At 69.7% G+C, this 14957-nt stretch carries 11 protein-coding genes and 1 pseudogene; 5 read left to right on the top strand and 7 right to left on the bottom strand.

What is annotated here, in order from left to right; translation table 11 throughout:
- Positions 1-2: 2 nt before the first annotated feature.
- A pseudogene (locus tag VX037_RS14500) lies at positions 3-1049 on the bottom strand (acyltransferase family protein); the annotation flags it as partial.
- Between the two features lie 177 nt (positions 1050-1226).
- Between VX037_RS14500 and VX037_RS14495 the strand changes: the two are divergent.
- Positions 1227-2438: a DUF3068 domain-containing protein gene (locus VX037_RS14495; RefSeq protein ID WP_287015187.1), complete on the top strand. Its 1212-nt coding sequence runs from the start codon at positions 1227-1229 to the stop codon at positions 2436-2438.
- Here the strand turns inward: VX037_RS14495 and VX037_RS14490 are convergent.
- A complete protein-coding gene (locus tag VX037_RS14490; protein ID WP_287015196.1) occupies positions 2368-3543 on the bottom strand; it encodes a polysaccharide biosynthesis protein in 1176 nt (391 codons plus the stop codon). The genes VX037_RS14495 and VX037_RS14490 overlap by 71 nt on opposite strands.
- A 246-nt stretch (positions 3544-3789) precedes the next feature.
- Here VX037_RS14490 and VX037_RS14485 point away from each other — a divergent pair, with 246 nt between their 5' ends.
- Together VX037_RS14485 and VX037_RS14480 are read left to right on the top strand one after the other, a co-directional pair.
- Entirely contained in the window at positions 3790-4710 is a 921-nt protein-coding gene (locus VX037_RS14485; protein WP_266060897.1) for an HpcH/HpaI aldolase/citrate lyase family protein, read from the top strand.
- A gap of 7 nt (positions 4711-4717) precedes the next feature.
- Entirely contained in the window at positions 4718-6472 is a 1755-nt protein-coding gene (locus VX037_RS14480; protein ID WP_287015186.1) for a hypothetical protein, read from the top strand.
- Here VX037_RS14480 and VX037_RS14475 read toward each other — a convergent pair.
- Entirely contained in the window at positions 6411-7580 is a 1170-nt protein-coding gene (locus VX037_RS14475; protein ID WP_287015185.1) for a glycosyltransferase family 4 protein, read from the bottom strand. The two genes, VX037_RS14480 and VX037_RS14475, sit on opposite strands and share 62 nt — an antisense overlap.
- A gap of 260 nt (positions 7581-7840) precedes the next feature.
- On the opposite strand from VX037_RS14475, the gene VX037_RS14470 reads away from it, so the two are divergent.
- Together VX037_RS14470 and VX037_RS14465 are read left to right on the top strand one after the other, a co-directional pair.
- Positions 7841-8524 carry a TetR/AcrR family transcriptional regulator gene (locus tag VX037_RS14470; RefSeq protein ID WP_287015184.1) on the top strand — a complete coding sequence of 228 codons (684 nt, stop codon included), beginning with the start codon at positions 7841-7843 and terminating at the stop codon, positions 8522-8524.
- A complete protein-coding gene (locus VX037_RS14465; RefSeq protein ID WP_287015183.1) occupies positions 8521-9291 on the top strand; it encodes a class I SAM-dependent methyltransferase in 771 nt (256 codons plus the stop codon). The genes VX037_RS14470 and VX037_RS14465 overlap by 4 nt, the downstream gene beginning before the upstream one ends.
- Positions 9292-9307: 16 nt before the next feature.
- Here VX037_RS14465 and VX037_RS14460 read toward each other — a convergent pair whose 3' ends face one another.
- From VX037_RS14460 to VX037_RS14445, 4 genes are all read right to left on the bottom strand, one after another.
- A complete protein-coding gene (locus VX037_RS14460) occupies positions 9308-10066 on the bottom strand; it encodes a hypothetical protein (RefSeq protein ID WP_287015182.1) in 759 nt (252 codons plus the stop codon).
- Positions 10067-10118: 52 nt separating this feature from the next.
- Positions 10119-12677, bottom strand: coding sequence for an ABC transporter permease (locus VX037_RS14455; RefSeq protein WP_287015181.1), 2559 nt, complete (start codon positions 12675-12677; stop codon positions 10119-10121).
- A gap of 4 nt (positions 12678-12681) precedes the next feature.
- Positions 12682-13614 carry an ABC transporter ATP-binding protein gene (locus VX037_RS14450; protein WP_328714737.1) on the bottom strand — a complete coding sequence of 311 codons (933 nt, stop codon included), beginning with the start codon at positions 13612-13614 and terminating at the stop codon, positions 12682-12684.
- Positions 13615-13718: 104 nt separating this feature from the next.
- Positions 13719-14732 carry an esterase-like activity of phytase family protein gene (locus VX037_RS14445; RefSeq protein ID WP_235722816.1) on the bottom strand — a complete coding sequence of 338 codons (1014 nt, stop codon included), beginning with the start codon at positions 14730-14732 and terminating at the stop codon, positions 13719-13721.
- Positions 14733-14957: the final 225 nt, after the last annotated feature.

The raw sequence follows: 14957 nt of genomic DNA, 5'->3' as shown, positions 1-14957 counted from the left end.
GACACCCCGATCGTCAGGGCCAGGGTGATGGCCCACACGAGCACGAAATCGCCGTTGAACGGCACAATCCCGAACAGCGGAAACACTGCGGCCAGCACCGCGAGATGCCAGATGAAGATGCCGTAGGACCAGCGGCCCAACGCCAGCATCACCCGCGAGCACAACAACCGGAACGGGCCCGCCGACAACACCAGTGGCGCGAGCACCGCGAACCCGCAGATCGCACCGAGGACCATCTTCACGGCGAACTGCCAGGGCGCGAGATCACCCAGGCCGGTGGGGCCGGCGATCGGCGTGCAGGCCAGCACGTAGGCGACGAGCAGCAGCGCGGCCATCACCCACCGCCGGGCACCGATTCCGACGACCACCCGCAACCAGCGAGGCACCGGCCGACGGGCGTCGAACTCGATGGCGCCGACCATCTCCGCGAGCACCAGACCGGCCAAGAACCACGGCAGATGCCCGAACACCCAGTTCTTCGGTTCCACCCCGGCGGCCACCGGTAATACCATCGCGAGCCAAGCCCACCCGAGGCTGAGCGCCCCGAGACCGAACAACACCGGTATCCGCCACCCGATCCGCCCGCTCCCGGCACCGTCGGCGACGCGCAGCCGCACCATCGCGAGCCCGATCACCGGCAGCAAGGCGTAAAAGGCGACCTCCACCGACAGACTCCACATCTGGGTGAGCCCCGCCGTCAACGACAGCGGCACGAACACCTGTGTCAGGGTGAGGTTGGCCAGCCACACCGTGAGGTCGGCGCCCTTGGCGTCGGGCAGCAGGGTGAGCACCACGAACACCACCACCACATACGCCGGCCAGATCCGCACCAGACGATGGAGCAGATAGCGGCGCACCCGCGGGCGCGGCACGGCGCGATGTGCGGCGGCCACCCACGGGCGCCACAGCAGAAAACCGGACAGTCCGAAGAACAGCGCCACCGCCAGATCGAGCCGCCCCAGCAGGGGGCCCAGCACCGGGAGCTCTACCGCCCGGGTCTGGAAGGCGACATGGGTGGTGAGCACGCCGATCGCCGCGACCGCCCGCATCCCCTCGAGCTGGCCGAAGAACCGACGCACCTCGCGGGCAGCCGTCGGCGCGTCGGACGCGGAAACGACACTGGTCGGGGGATCGATACTGCTCATGCTGGTCACTCAGGGTAGCCGGACGTCACACAGCGGGTCACGCCTACGGCGCCGGCACAGCCGGTCAGTACGCTCGCCCCTATGTCGTCGCCCGGCCCCCACGGTGTGCAGCCCAGCCGTCTGCAGACCACCGATCTCATCGGACCGGTCCTGCTGTTCGTGGGTGGCTTCCTGCTCGCGGCCGCGATCGCACTGCCCACGGTGTTCGTCGACGGTCTGCGCACCATCCCGCTGTCCACCGACGTCACCACCACGGCCCTGAGCACCGGCACCGGTGACGCGGAGTCGGCGCAGGTGTTCGACCGGTGTTCGCTGGCCACCGCGTCGGCGCGGGTCGTCGGCGCCGACCTCGTCCGGCAGCAGCGGTTCGTCGCGGTCCAGCCGTCCGACGCCGACCGCGTCACCCTGCAGGCGGGCACATCCATCCAGGCCGACTCGCTGAGGGTCGACGACCGCGAGGTGGATCCGCAGGCCCCGCGCCCCGGCAGCGACACCGAGCCGCCTGCCGGGCAGGCGCAGTGCACCGATCCGACCGTGGGCGCCGTCCGCGACCGCATCACCCTCGACCGCACGTCGGCGCTGCCCGACCTGGGTCCCACGAGCGGACAGCCCGGCAGTTCCGAGATCCAGTACGACAGCAATGCCGCCCCGATTCGCGTCCCCGACCGCACCGGCTACACCTATCTGCTGCCGTTCGGGGTCTCCGACACCGAACACACCTGGTTCGACGTCATCACCCGGCGCACGGTGCCGCTGCGCCCGGCGGGCACGACGACCGTGCACGGCCGCGACGCCACCCGCTTCGTCGCCGACGTCCCCGACACCGACCTACATCAGATCAGCGGCGATGCGCAGAGCGCCCCGCCGACGATCATCACCCGGCCCGCCTCGTGGTTCGGGGTGCCCGGTGTCGACCCGGCCCGCGAACTGACGGCCACCCTGCACCACAGCGGCCGCACCGAACTGGCCGTCGACACCGCCACCGGCACCATCCTCGACGAGCAGATCACCATCGAACAGAGCTACCGCTTCATCGACACGTCGCTCCCGGATCAGCGGCTGACCGCGTTGTCGGCGAGCTTCGGCTACGACGACCGGACCCAGGCGCGGATGAGTGACCGCGCGACCTCGTTGAACACCCCGATCACCATCTGGGGTCGCGTCGTGCCGATCCTGGCCGCCCTCGCCGGGCTGGCGGCCATCGCGGCCGGCCTGATGCTCATCACTCGCGGCTGGCCGCCCCGACGACCTCGTCGACCCGCTGCGCACGCAGACCCCACACCGTCGTCGTGACCGCGGCGATTGTCGCCGCGGTCGCCGCCGTGGCCGCGAGCGCCACGATCGTGTCCACCGCGCCCACGATCACCGCGATCTCGGCGGCGACCACCACCCACGTGACCGCGGACACCCCGGTCGCCGAGCGGGCGATCGCCGACAGCAACGCCACCTGCAGGACGGCCAGCATCGCGCCGGTGTAGGCGAACAGCCACAGGATGGGCACCAGCGGCTGGTAGTCGGGGCGCACCAGCACCGGCACCAACGGTCCGGCCAACCCGGCGCCCACGGTGAGGATCACCCCGATCAGCGCCACCACCCCGACCGCATGCATCAGCGAGCGCCGCGACGTCGCCGGGTCCGCCAGGCGGGGATAGAACACCACCCCCACCGCCTGCGGCAGCCAGAACGCCACCTTGGTCGCGATCGCCCCCAACGCGTAGATCCCCGCGTCGTCGGGCGAGAGCACCGTGCGCGACAGCAGCAGGTCGACCGACGCCGCCACCACCAGCACCAACTGCACGCCGGAAGCCTGCACCACGCCGAGCAGTCCGATACCGCCCGCGCCGAGTGCAGTCCTGGCCGGTGTCGGCGAGCCGATCGGAGCCACCCGGGTCGCATACAGCACCACCACCGCGGCGACCGCGATGCCCGACGCGCTGGCCGCCAGCGCTCCGGCGGGACCGGCACCGACGGCCAGTGCAGCGATCAGCGGCGCCGTGCGCAACACGCCGACCGCCGCGAGTACCCAGCCGAGCAGGCGGAACTGCTTGTGCCCCTGCAGCACTCCCTGACCGGCGCCGATAACGGTGAGCATCGGCGCCGCGACGAGGGCTGCCGAGGTGGTGTCGATGCTCATCGAGGTGACCCACGCAGTCGGGACGATGGCGACCACCACCAGTACGCAGACGGCAATCGTCGTCTGTACCGTCACGCGACGAATCCGGCGCGGATCGGCGTGGTGGACCACGGCGCGCGCGACCACCGCCTGCAAGGCCAGCGCCGCGACGGTCAGCACGAGCATCGCGGTGAGGCCGACGGCGAGTTCGCCGTATTCGGCGGTGTCGAGCCACCACCGGCTCGCGGTGAGGTGGATGAGATAGGCACAGACGTTGGCGACCATCGATCCACCCGCCACCCAGCCCAGCGCCCCGGCCACACCCGAGCGCTCGGCCCTGGCCGTCGTGACGTCAGCCGACCCGAGAGCACGCCGATCGTGTCCAGCGATGCGGTCGTCGTGCCCGGCCATGGCCTCAAGTGTGCACGTCGCGTCCGGCAAGCCGGGGACGGCACGGTGTTTTGCACGCCGCCCGCGCGATAGGCAACGATGGTGAGGTCCCATCCGCCGCCGCAGGAGCGCACCGCCTCGATGTACGACCAGAACTTTTCCGACGACGCCGCCAGTACAGATCCCGTCGGTTTCCGTATCGATCCGGTACTCGCGCGCAGTTGGCTGCTGGTCAACGGAGCCCACGCCGGACGATTCGAGGCGGCGCACCGGTCACGCGCCGACGTCGTGGTGCTCGACATCGAGGATGCCGTGGCGCCCAAAGACAAGGTGAGCGCCCGCGACCACGTGGTGCAGTGGCTCGACGCCGGACACTCCGACTGGGTACGGGTCAACGGGTTCGGCACCCCGTGGTGGGCCGACGATCTCGCGGCACTGGCGAGCACATCGGTGGGCGGGGTGATGCTCGCGATGGTCGAGTCGGTCGACCACGTCAGCGAAACGGCCAAGCGGCTGCCGGATGTGCCGATCGTGGCGCTGGTGGAAACCGCACGGGGGCTCGAACGGATCAGCGAGATCGCCTCGGCCAAGGGCACGTTCCGGCTGGCGTTCGGCATCGGCGACTTCCGGCGTGACACCGGCTTCGGCGACGACCCGGCCACCTTGGCTTACGCCCGGTCGCGATTCACCATCGCCGCCAAGGCGGCTCACCTGCCCAGCGCCATCGACGGCCCCACCGTCGGGTCGAGTGCGCTGAAACTGTCCGAGGCCACCGCGGTGAGCGCGGAATTCGGGATGACCGGCAAGATCTGCCTGACACCCGACCAGTGCCACCCGGTCAACGAGGGCCTGTCGCCGTCGCAGGACGAGATCAGCTGGGCGCAGGAGTTCTTCGCCGAGTTCGAACGCGACGGCGGCGAGATCCGCAACGGCTCCGACCTGCCGCGGATCGCCCGCGCCACCAAGATCCTGGATCTGGCCCGCGCGTACGGCATCGAGAACTCCGACTACGACGACGACTCGGTGCACTCGCCCGCCCCGTCGGACACCTATCACTACTGAGCCGGCCATGACCCGGCGCCGCCACCCGGTCGTCCTCCTGTGCGCCGTCAGCGGCGCACTGGCCGCGCTGATCATGGCGCCGCTGCTGCGGTCCGGACACCTGCTCTACCGCGATGCGGTGTCGACCCCACGCTCCTTCGTCACCGACACCACCCTGGGCGTCGGGGATCTGCCGCCGCGCGCGGTCCCGCAGGACTGGGTCGTCGCGATGGCGTCGTCGGTGGTCGACGGCGGTGCGGTGGTCGTCGCGATCACCTTCGCCGCCCTGGTGTGCGCCGGCGTCGGCTACGGCCGCCTGGCGTTGCGCCTGGTGGGCGCCGCCGGGCGCACCGGCGCGGCTGCCGCGGCGATGGTCGCGATCTGGAATCCCTATGTGGCCGAACGCCTCCTGCAGGGACACTGGAGTCTGCTGGTCTCGTATGCAGCACTCGGGTGGGTCGCCACCGCGGCGTGCGACATTCTGCGTGACACCGTCGACGGCCAGTCGGAGGCAACCCCGCGCTGGGTGCCGTGGACTCACCTGGTGGCCGCGCTCTGCGCCGCCGCCTTCACCCCGACTGGGTCGATGTTGTCCGGCGTTCTCCTCCTCGCGCTGACCGGGATCGGTGCGCGCAGAATCCGATACGAGGGATCCGGGGCCGCCCGTCGGGGGCGGACGCTCGGCCTCTGGTGGATCGGGTGGGTCGTCGCCGCCCTACCGTGGTTGACCGCAACACTTGTCGGCCATGCGTCCATCGCCGCCGGCGACAACGGTTTCACCGTCTTCGGCGTGCGTGCCGAACCGGGACTCGGCACCATCGGCACGGCGCTCGGGCTGGGCGGCATCTGGAATGCCGAGGCTGTTCCCACCAGCCGCACCATCTGGTGGGCGGCCGTGGCGACGGCGGCGCTGCTGCTCGTCATCGCCACCGGCACCGTCTGGTTGTGGCGTCACCGGGGACCCGACACCGGCGTGATCGCGACCCTGGGTGTGGTGGCCGCGGCCACCGCCATCGCCGTGAGTGTGGCAGCCATCGGGCCGGTCGCCGAGACGTTGTCGGCCGCCACCGTGGACGTGCCGGGACTCGGATTGTTCCGCGACACCCAGAAGTACCTCGCGCTGCTCGTACCGTTCGTCGCCGTCGCGACCGCCGCCGCGGTGGCCGCCGCACGCCGCTGGGTGCCCGCCGGTTTCGCGCTCGCCGCCACAACACTTCTGATCGTCGCACCGCTACCCGACCTCGCGTGGGGTGTCGGCGGGACGATCTCCCCGGTCACCTACCCGTCGGACTGGGCGGCCGTCTCGGCACAGATCACCGCCGATCACGGCGCGGTGGCGGTGTGGCCGACCGGGTCGGTGCGGCAGTACTCGTTCACCGATGGACCGTCACTGGACCCGCTGCCCCGAATGGTGCGCGCGCCGGTCGCCGAATCCGGCCGATTGGTGGTGGATTCGGCGGTCGTCGATCCGCCGTCCGGGCGCGGTGCCGACGTCGACGCGGCATTGTCGGCCGGTGGCTCAGTCGGGCGCCTGACGGAGCTGGGTGTCGGCTGGGTGGTGGTGGAGAACAACGATCCGCCATCGGCCCTCGCCGCCGAGGCGGCGGTCGTGTTCCGCGGCGCCGACCTGACGCTCTATCGCATCCCCGGGCCGATCGCCGATCTCGGGGCGTCCACCGCCGCGCGGACGACAGCCATTGTCGCCCATCTCGTCTGGGCGGTTACCGCGGTGATCGCACTGGTCGCGGCGCTGATTGCAGCAGCCCGTCGAACACGTCGATGAATCCGTCGGCGGTCGCCGACCACGAGTAGCCGGCCGCCTTGCGTTGCGCGTTGCCACCGAGGCGCGCGGCCTCCTCCGGGTTGTCGATCAGTTTCCTTGTCGCGCTGACCAGTTCGTCGACGCCGTCGACGAGCAGGCCGGTCTCGCCGTGCTCGACCGACTCGACCAGTCCGACCGAACTGCGGTAGCCGATGGTGGGCACCCGATGTTGGGCCGCCTCCACCACCGCCAGACCCCAGCCCTCCTTGCGCGATGGCATCAGATGGACGTCGGCGCGGGCAAGCAGCTGATGTTTGCGGGGCTCGTCGACATGGCCGTGGAAAGTGACGAATCGTTGCACACCGAGCCGGGCGGCGGTGTCGCGCAGTTCATCCGACCACCAGCCACCGCCTATCACGTCGAGGTGCACGTCGGCTCGGGTGTGGCGCAATTCGGCGACCACGGCCAGGGCGTCCTCCACCTGCTTGTGTGGGACCAGTCGGGAGAGCACACACAACCGCGGGCCGCCGGTCGGGTCGTCGGACTCGGCGAGGTTCGCCGGCTGGGGCACGATCGCGTCGATCCCGTTGCGGATCACGGTGATCCGTTCACGGTCCACGCCGAGGGCGACGAGTTCGTCTGCCGACGGACCCGACACCGTCACATACCTACTGCGTCGGTGCACCCGCGGCGACACCCGCGATTCCAGCCACCAGCCGAACCGCCCGAGCAACCGTCCGGCGACCGGCCACTGCTCGCGATGGCAGTGATGAACCAGCACCACCGTGGGCACCGGCGACACCGTACCGGCGAAGAACGGGATGCCGTTCTGGGTGTCGATGACGATGTCGGGCGCACCGGGCAGCCTGCCGCGGCCCCACCGCGCGGCCACGATCGTCAGCAGAGCGCGCGGGTACACCGAGAGTCGACCACCGGCCCGCAGGATGCGAACCCCGGCCCGGCGCTCGATCGCCGGCGCGCCATCGTAGGCGGCGGTCAGCAGCGTCACTCGCATACCGCGCTCGACCAGTTCCGCGCCGACGCGTTCGAGATAGCGTTCACTGCCTCCACCCTGCGGGTGCGTGGTGTCGCGCCAGCAGAGCAGCAGCACATGAATCGGTTCGGACATTGCGACCAGAGTAGGCGATCGCAACAGCAGAACCCCCGAGGCCGTACGTGGTATCCCCTCCATACCGCGTCCGACCCGGGGGTCCCGGTCCGACGACAGACAGCAAGTCTGTTGCGGCTACACTGTAGCCGCTAACCCGCCGGACGTCTACAACGATAGTTGAGACGATCCGTACCGGCGAGGTGAGCGTGACGGGTGAGCCGAGTTGCCTCGGACACGGACGTCGCCCGACCGTCCACCAGCCGAGACGAGGAACCTCGATGCCGGAGCATCCCCGCGGCCGACCGCCGCTGCCCGCCGAGGAGATCTTCGCCGAGGCGCTGTCGCTGCTGGCCGACGGCGGGCAGGAGTCGCTCGGCATGCGCGCATTGGCCCGGCGGCTGGGCTCCTCGACCTCCACGCTCTACCGTCAGTTCCCGGGCGGCAAGGATGAACTGTGCACCCGCCTGGCCGAACACATCATGTCGGAGATCGTCGCCGCGCTGGCGCGCTCGGACCTCGGCGACCGGTGGGATCAGGTCGTCGAACGCTCCGCCGTGGTCACCTTCGACGTCCTGCACCGCCACCCTCACTCGGCGAGTCTCTTCGCCGGTCAGGTGCACTTCGGGCCAATGGGGTTGACCCGCTACGAACGGTCGCTGACGCTGCTGATGGCAGCAGGCCTGTCGGCCTCGGATGCGGGCGCCGCCGATCACGCGCTGGCGCGGTTGATCGTCGGATACGCGTTGCAGTCCGCACAGGACACCGAGGACGACCGCGCCGCGGTGTTCGAATACTACCGCGGCCTCGACGCCGGGCAGTACCCGTCGTTGAGCACGGTCGTACCCGCTCTGCCGAAGGATGTGCGCTCGGAGTTCCGGTTCGCGTTGCACACCTTCATGATCGGGCTGCGCGCCCGCGCCGGCGGTTCGCCGGGCACCGGCGAAGCGCGGGTGGACACGTGAGGTGGCGGCTGCCGGGGCGGGGTATCCGGCCGGAGTTCGCCGAGTACGCCACCCTGTCGCGTGCCGCACGCCTGCTCGATGACTTCCGGTTCGAGCAGACCGATCCGGCACGTTTCTACGGCGCCATCGCCGCCGACACGGCCCAGATGGTCGGCGATTGGCACGACCGCCCCCTGCGGGATGCGGTGATCCTCGACGTCGGCGGTGGTCCCGGTTACTTCGCCGACGCCTTCGACCGCCGCGGCGCGCATTACATCTCCGTCGAACCCGATCCGAGCGAGATGCACGCCGGCGGCCTCGAGCACCGCACCTCCGTTCGCGGCTCCGGACAGCAGCTGCCGTTTGCCGACCGCTCGATGGATGTGACGTTCTCCTCCAACGTGGTCGAGCACACCCGCGAACCGTGGCGGATGGCCGACGAGATGCTGCGGGTGACCCGACCGGGCGGCACCGTAATCATCAGCTACACGCTGTGGTGGGGGCCGTTCGGCGGACACGAGATGGGCCTGACGCACTACCTCGGCGGGCATCGCGCCGCGCGGTGGTACACCCGTCGGCACGGTCATCCGCCCAAGAACCTTTACGGCACCTCACTGTTCCCGGTGACCGCAGCGCAGGGGCTGCGATGGGCCGGCACCGTGGCCGGTGCCGACGTCGTCGGCGCGTTCCCGCGCTATCTGCCGTCGTGGCTGTGGTGGGTGATGCGCGTGCCCGGCCTGCGCGAGGTCCTCGGCACCAACCTGGTGCTGGTGCTACGGAAACGCTGAGCGCCGCGGGGCGGGGTCAATTCACCGTCGCCGCGCAGCGCAGCGGCCCGCCTCGACTGGTCGACGACGCCAGCAGATCCTCACCACGCAGGATGTTGCAGGTCACCGGGCCGCGGATCACGATGGCCGTGATCTCCGCCGACGTCCCGCCGACCGTCGCCGCCTGCGACCACGGGGTACCGGCCGCGGCGACCACCGTCGAACTGCCCTGCTCGAGGTAGCGGATGCCCACCACGTCACCGTTGCCGGTGAGCTGATAGACCACCTCACCCGGGGCCACGGTGGGTGTCGTCGTGGTCGTTGTGTCCTCGGTCGTGGTGGTGGTCGACGTGGTGGTGTCCTCGCGCTCGGTGGTCGACGTCGTCGCCGACGACGAGTCGGCGCCCGCCGATGCGTCCGTGCCGTCGTCGGTGCCGCCGCGCGCGATCAGCACACCGACCAGCGCCAGCACCACCAGGGCGCCGAGCGCGGCCAGCGCCAGACCGACGGTGCGTCCGGTGTTCTTCGGTGGCGGGGGCCCCGGCGGTACCGGACCGCCGTAGCCGGGCCCCCCATAACCCGCGCCGTAGTTGGCCGCGGTGTACGCCTGCGGCGCGTCGTAGGGCCCCGGCTGCGCCGCCGTGGGCGGCGGCTCGCCGGGGCCAGCGCCCTGTGCACGCTGACCCGGGATCTCATCGGTCGGCCCGTAGGCGGCCGTCTCGTCGGAAGGCTCGAAACGTCGCGTCTCCGGGCTCTCGCGATTCGGGTCCCAGGGTTCGTCGGGTGGTCGGGTCATGGACCGATTGTGTCACTGCCCGCCGACGACGCGGGTGTGCGACCCGAGGCCCTCACGCCTCGACGATCGCCTCCAGCGGCCGCGTGCGCGCCGCCCGGACCGCCGGCCACAACGCGGCGAGCACGCCCACCACCGCCGACGCGACCAGCGTGATGACGATCAGACTCCACGGCACCACAGGCGTACCGAGGCCCCATTTCGCCAACGTGCGCACCAGCGCCACGCCGATGACGGTGCCGAGCAGCACCCCGAGGATGGCACCGAAAATGGCGATCAGCACCGACTCGAGGTAGATGCTGCGACGGACCTGCGCCCGCAGCATGCCGACGGCGCGCAACATTCCGATCTCCCGCTTGCGTTCCACCACCGACAACGCCAGCGTGTTGATGATCCCGAACACCGCGATCAGCAGGGCCAGGCCGAGCATCGCGTACAGGGTGGCCAGCATCTGATCGATCTGACTCGACACCGAACTCTTGAACTGCGTGCGGTCCTGCACCTGGACGGTCAGGTAGGACGCTGTGGCATCCTCCAGATTCGTGCGCAACGTCTCCGCGGAGACACCCGGTTCCGGTGCCACGAATATCATCGCGCTCACCTGCGCCGACGCCGGCACCAACTGGTCGTACACGTCGGGTCCGACCAACCAGGGCTGCAACGCCTCGTTGTCGGCGTACACCCCGGACACCGTGACCGGTACCTCCTGGCCGGTGGGTCCGGTGAAGGTGACCACATCGCCGCGCTGCCAACCCTTGTCGATGCTGGTGCGTTCGCTGACGAACATGCCGTCGGCAGGCAACTGGTCCGACGCCCCGTCGCGCATGTCGAGCACCGCGACATCGGCGGGCTGACCGCCCACCGCGCCATAGCCGGCCACCTGCTGGCCGTCGGCAGTCGCCTGGATGATGCCGAAACTGACCGACGCCGCCACACCGTCGACCTGCTCCACCTGGTCGGCGACCGCCCCGGGAATCGGCATCTGATTGCTGCCGGCGACGATGAACTCCGCAGTCATCCCGCTGTCCACGGCCTCGTTGACCGTGCCCTTGAACGAGGTTCCCAGGGTGCCGATGACCGCCACCAACATCAGACCCAGAGTCAACGCGAACGCCGTCGCCGCGGTCCGTCGCGGATTGCGCACCGCATTGGTGCGGGCCAGACGGCCGATCCGGCCGAACGGGGCGCCGAGCACCGAACCGAGGGCACCCACCACCGGCCGCGACAACGCCGGACCGGCCAAGACCACCGCCGCGATCGCACCGGCCGCACCGGCACCGACCGCGATCGCCGGTCCGACGCCGACGCCCATCGCACCGGCGACGATGGCCACCAGCGAGATGACACCCACGACCGCACCGACGACGGTGCGTCGCACCAGCGGAGCCGACCCCTCCGCCATCCCGGCGCGCATCGCCTCCACCGGCGGCACCCGTGACGCCCGCACAGCCGGCACCCAGGCGCTGATCATCGTCACCACGATCCCGACGAACAACGCCGCCAGTACCGCCCACACGCCGATCTGCAGCGGCGCGTCGGGTAGCCCCGAGGCCGAGGTGGTGAGCGCCTTGAGCAACGCCGCCAAACCGATACCGACGGCCAGGCCCACCAGCCCGCCGATCACACCGACCACGAACGCCTCGAACAGCACCGACCTCGACACCTGACGTCGGCTCGCACCGACCGCCCGCAGCAGCGCCAGTTCGCGATTGCGCTGCGCGACGATCATCGAGAAGGTGTTGTAGATGATGAAGGTGCCCACGATCAGGCCGATCGCGGCGAACGCCAACAGGATTGCGGTGAAGATCGTCAGGAACTCGTTGACCTGGTCCTTCTGGTCTTGACGCACCTGATCGCCGGTGCGCACCTCGTAGGTGTCGGGCGGCAGTGCCGCCTGCACCCGCTGCTGCAACTCTTCCGGCGTGACACCGTCGACCGCGGACATGTCCACCTGCGCGACATGCTGCCCGTCGGAGAACAAGCTGCGCGCGGTCGCCTCGTCGAACTGCACGTTGACGTAGCCGCCGGTGGAGCCGGGCAGATCGAGCAGCCCGACCACCGTCACCTCACGCGGCTGCGCCGAACCCTGCCCCACCACGAGTTGTGTGGTGGACCCGACCTGCAGGCCTGCTTCGTCTGCGGCCGACGAATTCAAGGCCACCTCACCGGCATTCGTCGGACCACGACCACCGGGCAGGATCTTGCTGCTGTCCGGGGACAACGACTGATCAGGCGGAAGGTAGGCGGTACCGACACTGGGAGCGCCACCGGTCTGCAACGCCTTGCCGTCGGACCCGGCGATCGTCACCGAGCCGGTGTAGTTGGCGACGATCTTGTCGATACCCAGTTCCTGCTTCTGCGCGGTCAGGTCGTCGACGACCGTCAGCGGCACACCCGGCGACTGATTGCTGTCCGGGGTGATCTCCACCGCCACGCCTGGCGCCGCCGAGTCGAAGATGTCGTTGAACGCTTTGGAGATGGTCGACGTGAACACGATCGACCCGGCCACGAACGAGGTGCCGAGGACGATCGAGAACACGGTCAGGAAGAGTCTGAGTTTGTGAGCGCGCAGGTTGCGCAACGACACCCGGCGCATCACCGTCGAGGAGGCCATGTGGTCAGCGCACCTCGGAGGTGTTCTCGTCGGCTGCGTGCTTCGGCCCGCTCGCTTCGCTCCCGGCGCCGTCCACATTCGGCCCGCTCGCTTCGCTCCCGGCGCCGTCACCACTCGGCCCGCTCGCTTCGCTCCCGGCGCCGTCACCACTCGGCCCGCTCGCTTCGCTCCCGGCGCCGTCAAGATTCTTCATCACCTCGAACACGTCATCGGCCGAGGGGCGCGCGAGTTCGCGGACGATCTGCCCGTCGGCGAGGAACACCACCCGATCGGCATAGGAGGCCGCACGCGGATCGTGGGTGACGATCACCACCGTCTGCCCGAACTCGTCTGTCGCCGCACGCAGGATCGACAGCACCTCGCCCGATGACCGCGAGTCGAGATTGCCGGTCGGCTCGTCGCCGAAGATGATCTCCGGCTTACCGACCAGGGCGCGGGCACACGCCACCCGCTGCTGCTGCCCGCCGGACAACTCGCTGGGCAGATGATCGAGACGATCGGCGATCCCGAGACGCCCGATCACCGTGTCGAACCACTCGGTGTCGATATCGCGGCCGGCGATGTCGACCGGCAGGGTGATGTTCTCCCGAGCAGTCAACGTCGGAACGAGATTGAACGACTGGAACACGAATCCGATGCGGTCGCGCCGCAACTCGGTCATCGCCTTGTCGGAGAGGCCGGTGAGATCTGCCTCACCGATGTGCACGCGTCCACCGCTGGCGACGTCGAGCCCGGCGAGGCAATGCATCAGGGTGGACTTGCCGGAACCCGACGGCCCCATGATCGCGGTGAACTCGCCTTCGCCGAATTCGATGGTGACGCCGCGCAGGGCCTCGACGACGGTGTCACCCGTGCCGTAGACCTTGGTCAGATCCGCCGCGCCGGCGGCGACCGCGCGGGTGTCGATGAGTGAACCGTCCGTATGAGCCGATGTCATGGCATCAACGGTGCCAAAACTCCCGACCGTTGGCCATCAGGAATATCCCTGAGACGGACTCGGGGTACGTCCTCGGGTCATTCGGACAGCGGAGCGGCACCCAGTCAGCGCGTGGGCAGATGGACTTCGAGACCGTGCACGCGGGTCGGACCGGCGAACATGTCGTTGGTCACGATGTAGAGGATGCGCGACCGGTAGCCCTTCGACGGAGTCGCCGGAAGCCAGTTACCCCACGCCAATCCCGACATGTTCCCGGCAGCCAGACGCGTCAACGGTGCGGTCGAGAAGATCCGCTTCTTCGGCATCGACTTCTCGCGGCCGGACAGCTCCTTCTTCCCGGTGACCGGGGTGGCCCCACGCGTGGTGGTCCAGTAGATGCGCGCGGCGCGCCCGTTGCCGCGTTCGAGCACCAGGTAGTCGGTGTTGTTCACCGCGAGCACATCGGCGGCCACCTTGTCGCCGTCGGTGCGGTAGACGTACTCCGACGTGCCGCGGCCGGCCCAGGTGATCAGACGCGCCGACGTGCGCGCGTCCTGCTTCAGACCGCCCGCGGTGATCGCGCTGACCCGATCACCGGGCGACACGGCCACTCCGGTGAACCCGCGCTGACCGTTCAGGCCGGACTTGCCGGAGACCCGGTAGGCCGACGGAAGCGGCAGATCCCGCACGTGATTGCCGATCGGACCGGTGACACGGACGAACTGATTCGCCCCGCCGCTGGCCACCACATAGCCGTCCCCCAACCGGCGGATGCCCTCGAACTGTGCGCCGCCGGGAAGGATCGGCAGGTTGTAGGGAGCGAAAACCGTACCGCCACCGGTCACGCGGCCCCCGCCCGTGAAGCCGAGGTTCGACGTGAACGGGATGGTGGCGTTGTAGGTCCGGGCCGGGCCCTGCCGGCCGACGTCGGTGGAGATCAGCACGTACGTGCCGTTTCCGGTGCGGTCCAGGCCGGAGATCGCGCCGAAGGTGGGGACCGCACCGATGATCGTGGAATCCCTATACAGCGCAATCGGTTCGCTGCTCGACGGTGCCGCCACCGCCGCACCTGCGGTCATCGTCGAAAGCCCTACAGCACAAGCGGACACGAGCGCCGCCCCCCACAAGCGAAGTCTCATGGTAGGGCACCCTACCCGATGGTTCGGTCGCCGACCGGCCCACCAAGCCCCCGGCCCCCGCCAACCCGACCGCCCAACTCACCCCACGGAGGCCGAGAGAACCGCAAAAAGCGCCGAGAGAACCCGGATTTCGTCGAGAGAATCCGGCTGCGTAAGTGGCTGGGTTCTCTCGGCGCTTTTTGCGGTTCTCTCGGCGCGAGGGTATTCGCCTCCGTCGCTTGCGCT

The organism is Gordonia sp. Z-3 (assembly GCF_036233855.1).
GTDB lineage: Bacteria > Actinomycetota > Actinomycetes > Mycobacteriales > Mycobacteriaceae > Gordonia > Gordonia tangerina.
This window is presented reverse-complemented; position numbering and strand designations above follow the sequence as displayed.

What these genes read in the sequence shown, in the direction of transcription:
- VX037_RS14495 (WP_287015187.1), top strand. Translation starts at nt 1,227, where the DNA reads ATGTCGTCGCCCGGCCCCCACGGTGTGCAGCCCAGCCGTCTGCAGACC.
- VX037_RS14490 (WP_287015196.1), bottom strand. Translation starts at nt 3,543, where the DNA reads ATGGTCGCCAACGTCTGTGCCTATCTCATCCACCTCACCGCGAGCCGG.
- VX037_RS14485 (WP_266060897.1), top strand. Translation starts at nt 3,790, where the DNA reads ATGTACGACCAGAACTTTTCCGACGACGCCGCCAGTACAGATCCCGTC.
- VX037_RS14480 (WP_287015186.1), top strand. Translation starts at nt 4,718, where the DNA reads ATGACCCGGCGCCGCCACCCGGTCGTCCTCCTGTGCGCCGTCAGCGGC.
- VX037_RS14475 (WP_287015185.1), bottom strand. Translation starts at nt 7,580, where the DNA reads ATGTCCGAACCGATTCATGTGCTGCTGCTCTGCTGGCGCGACACCACG.
- VX037_RS14470 (WP_287015184.1), top strand. Translation starts at nt 7,841, where the DNA reads ATGCCGGAGCATCCCCGCGGCCGACCGCCGCTGCCCGCCGAGGAGATC.
- VX037_RS14460 (WP_287015182.1), bottom strand. Translation starts at nt 10,066, where the DNA reads ATGACCCGACCACCCGACGAACCCTGGGACCCGAATCGCGAGAGCCCG.
- VX037_RS14455 (WP_287015181.1), bottom strand. Translation starts at nt 12,677, where the DNA reads ATGGCCTCCTCGACGGTGATGCGCCGGGTGTCGTTGCGCAACCTGCGC.
- VX037_RS14450 (WP_328714737.1), bottom strand. Translation starts at nt 13,614, where the DNA reads ATGACATCGGCTCATACGGACGGTTCACTCATCGACACCCGCGCGGTC.
- VX037_RS14445 (WP_235722816.1), bottom strand. Translation starts at nt 14,732, where the DNA reads ATGAGACTTCGCTTGTGGGGGGCGGCGCTCGTGTCCGCTTGTGCTGTA.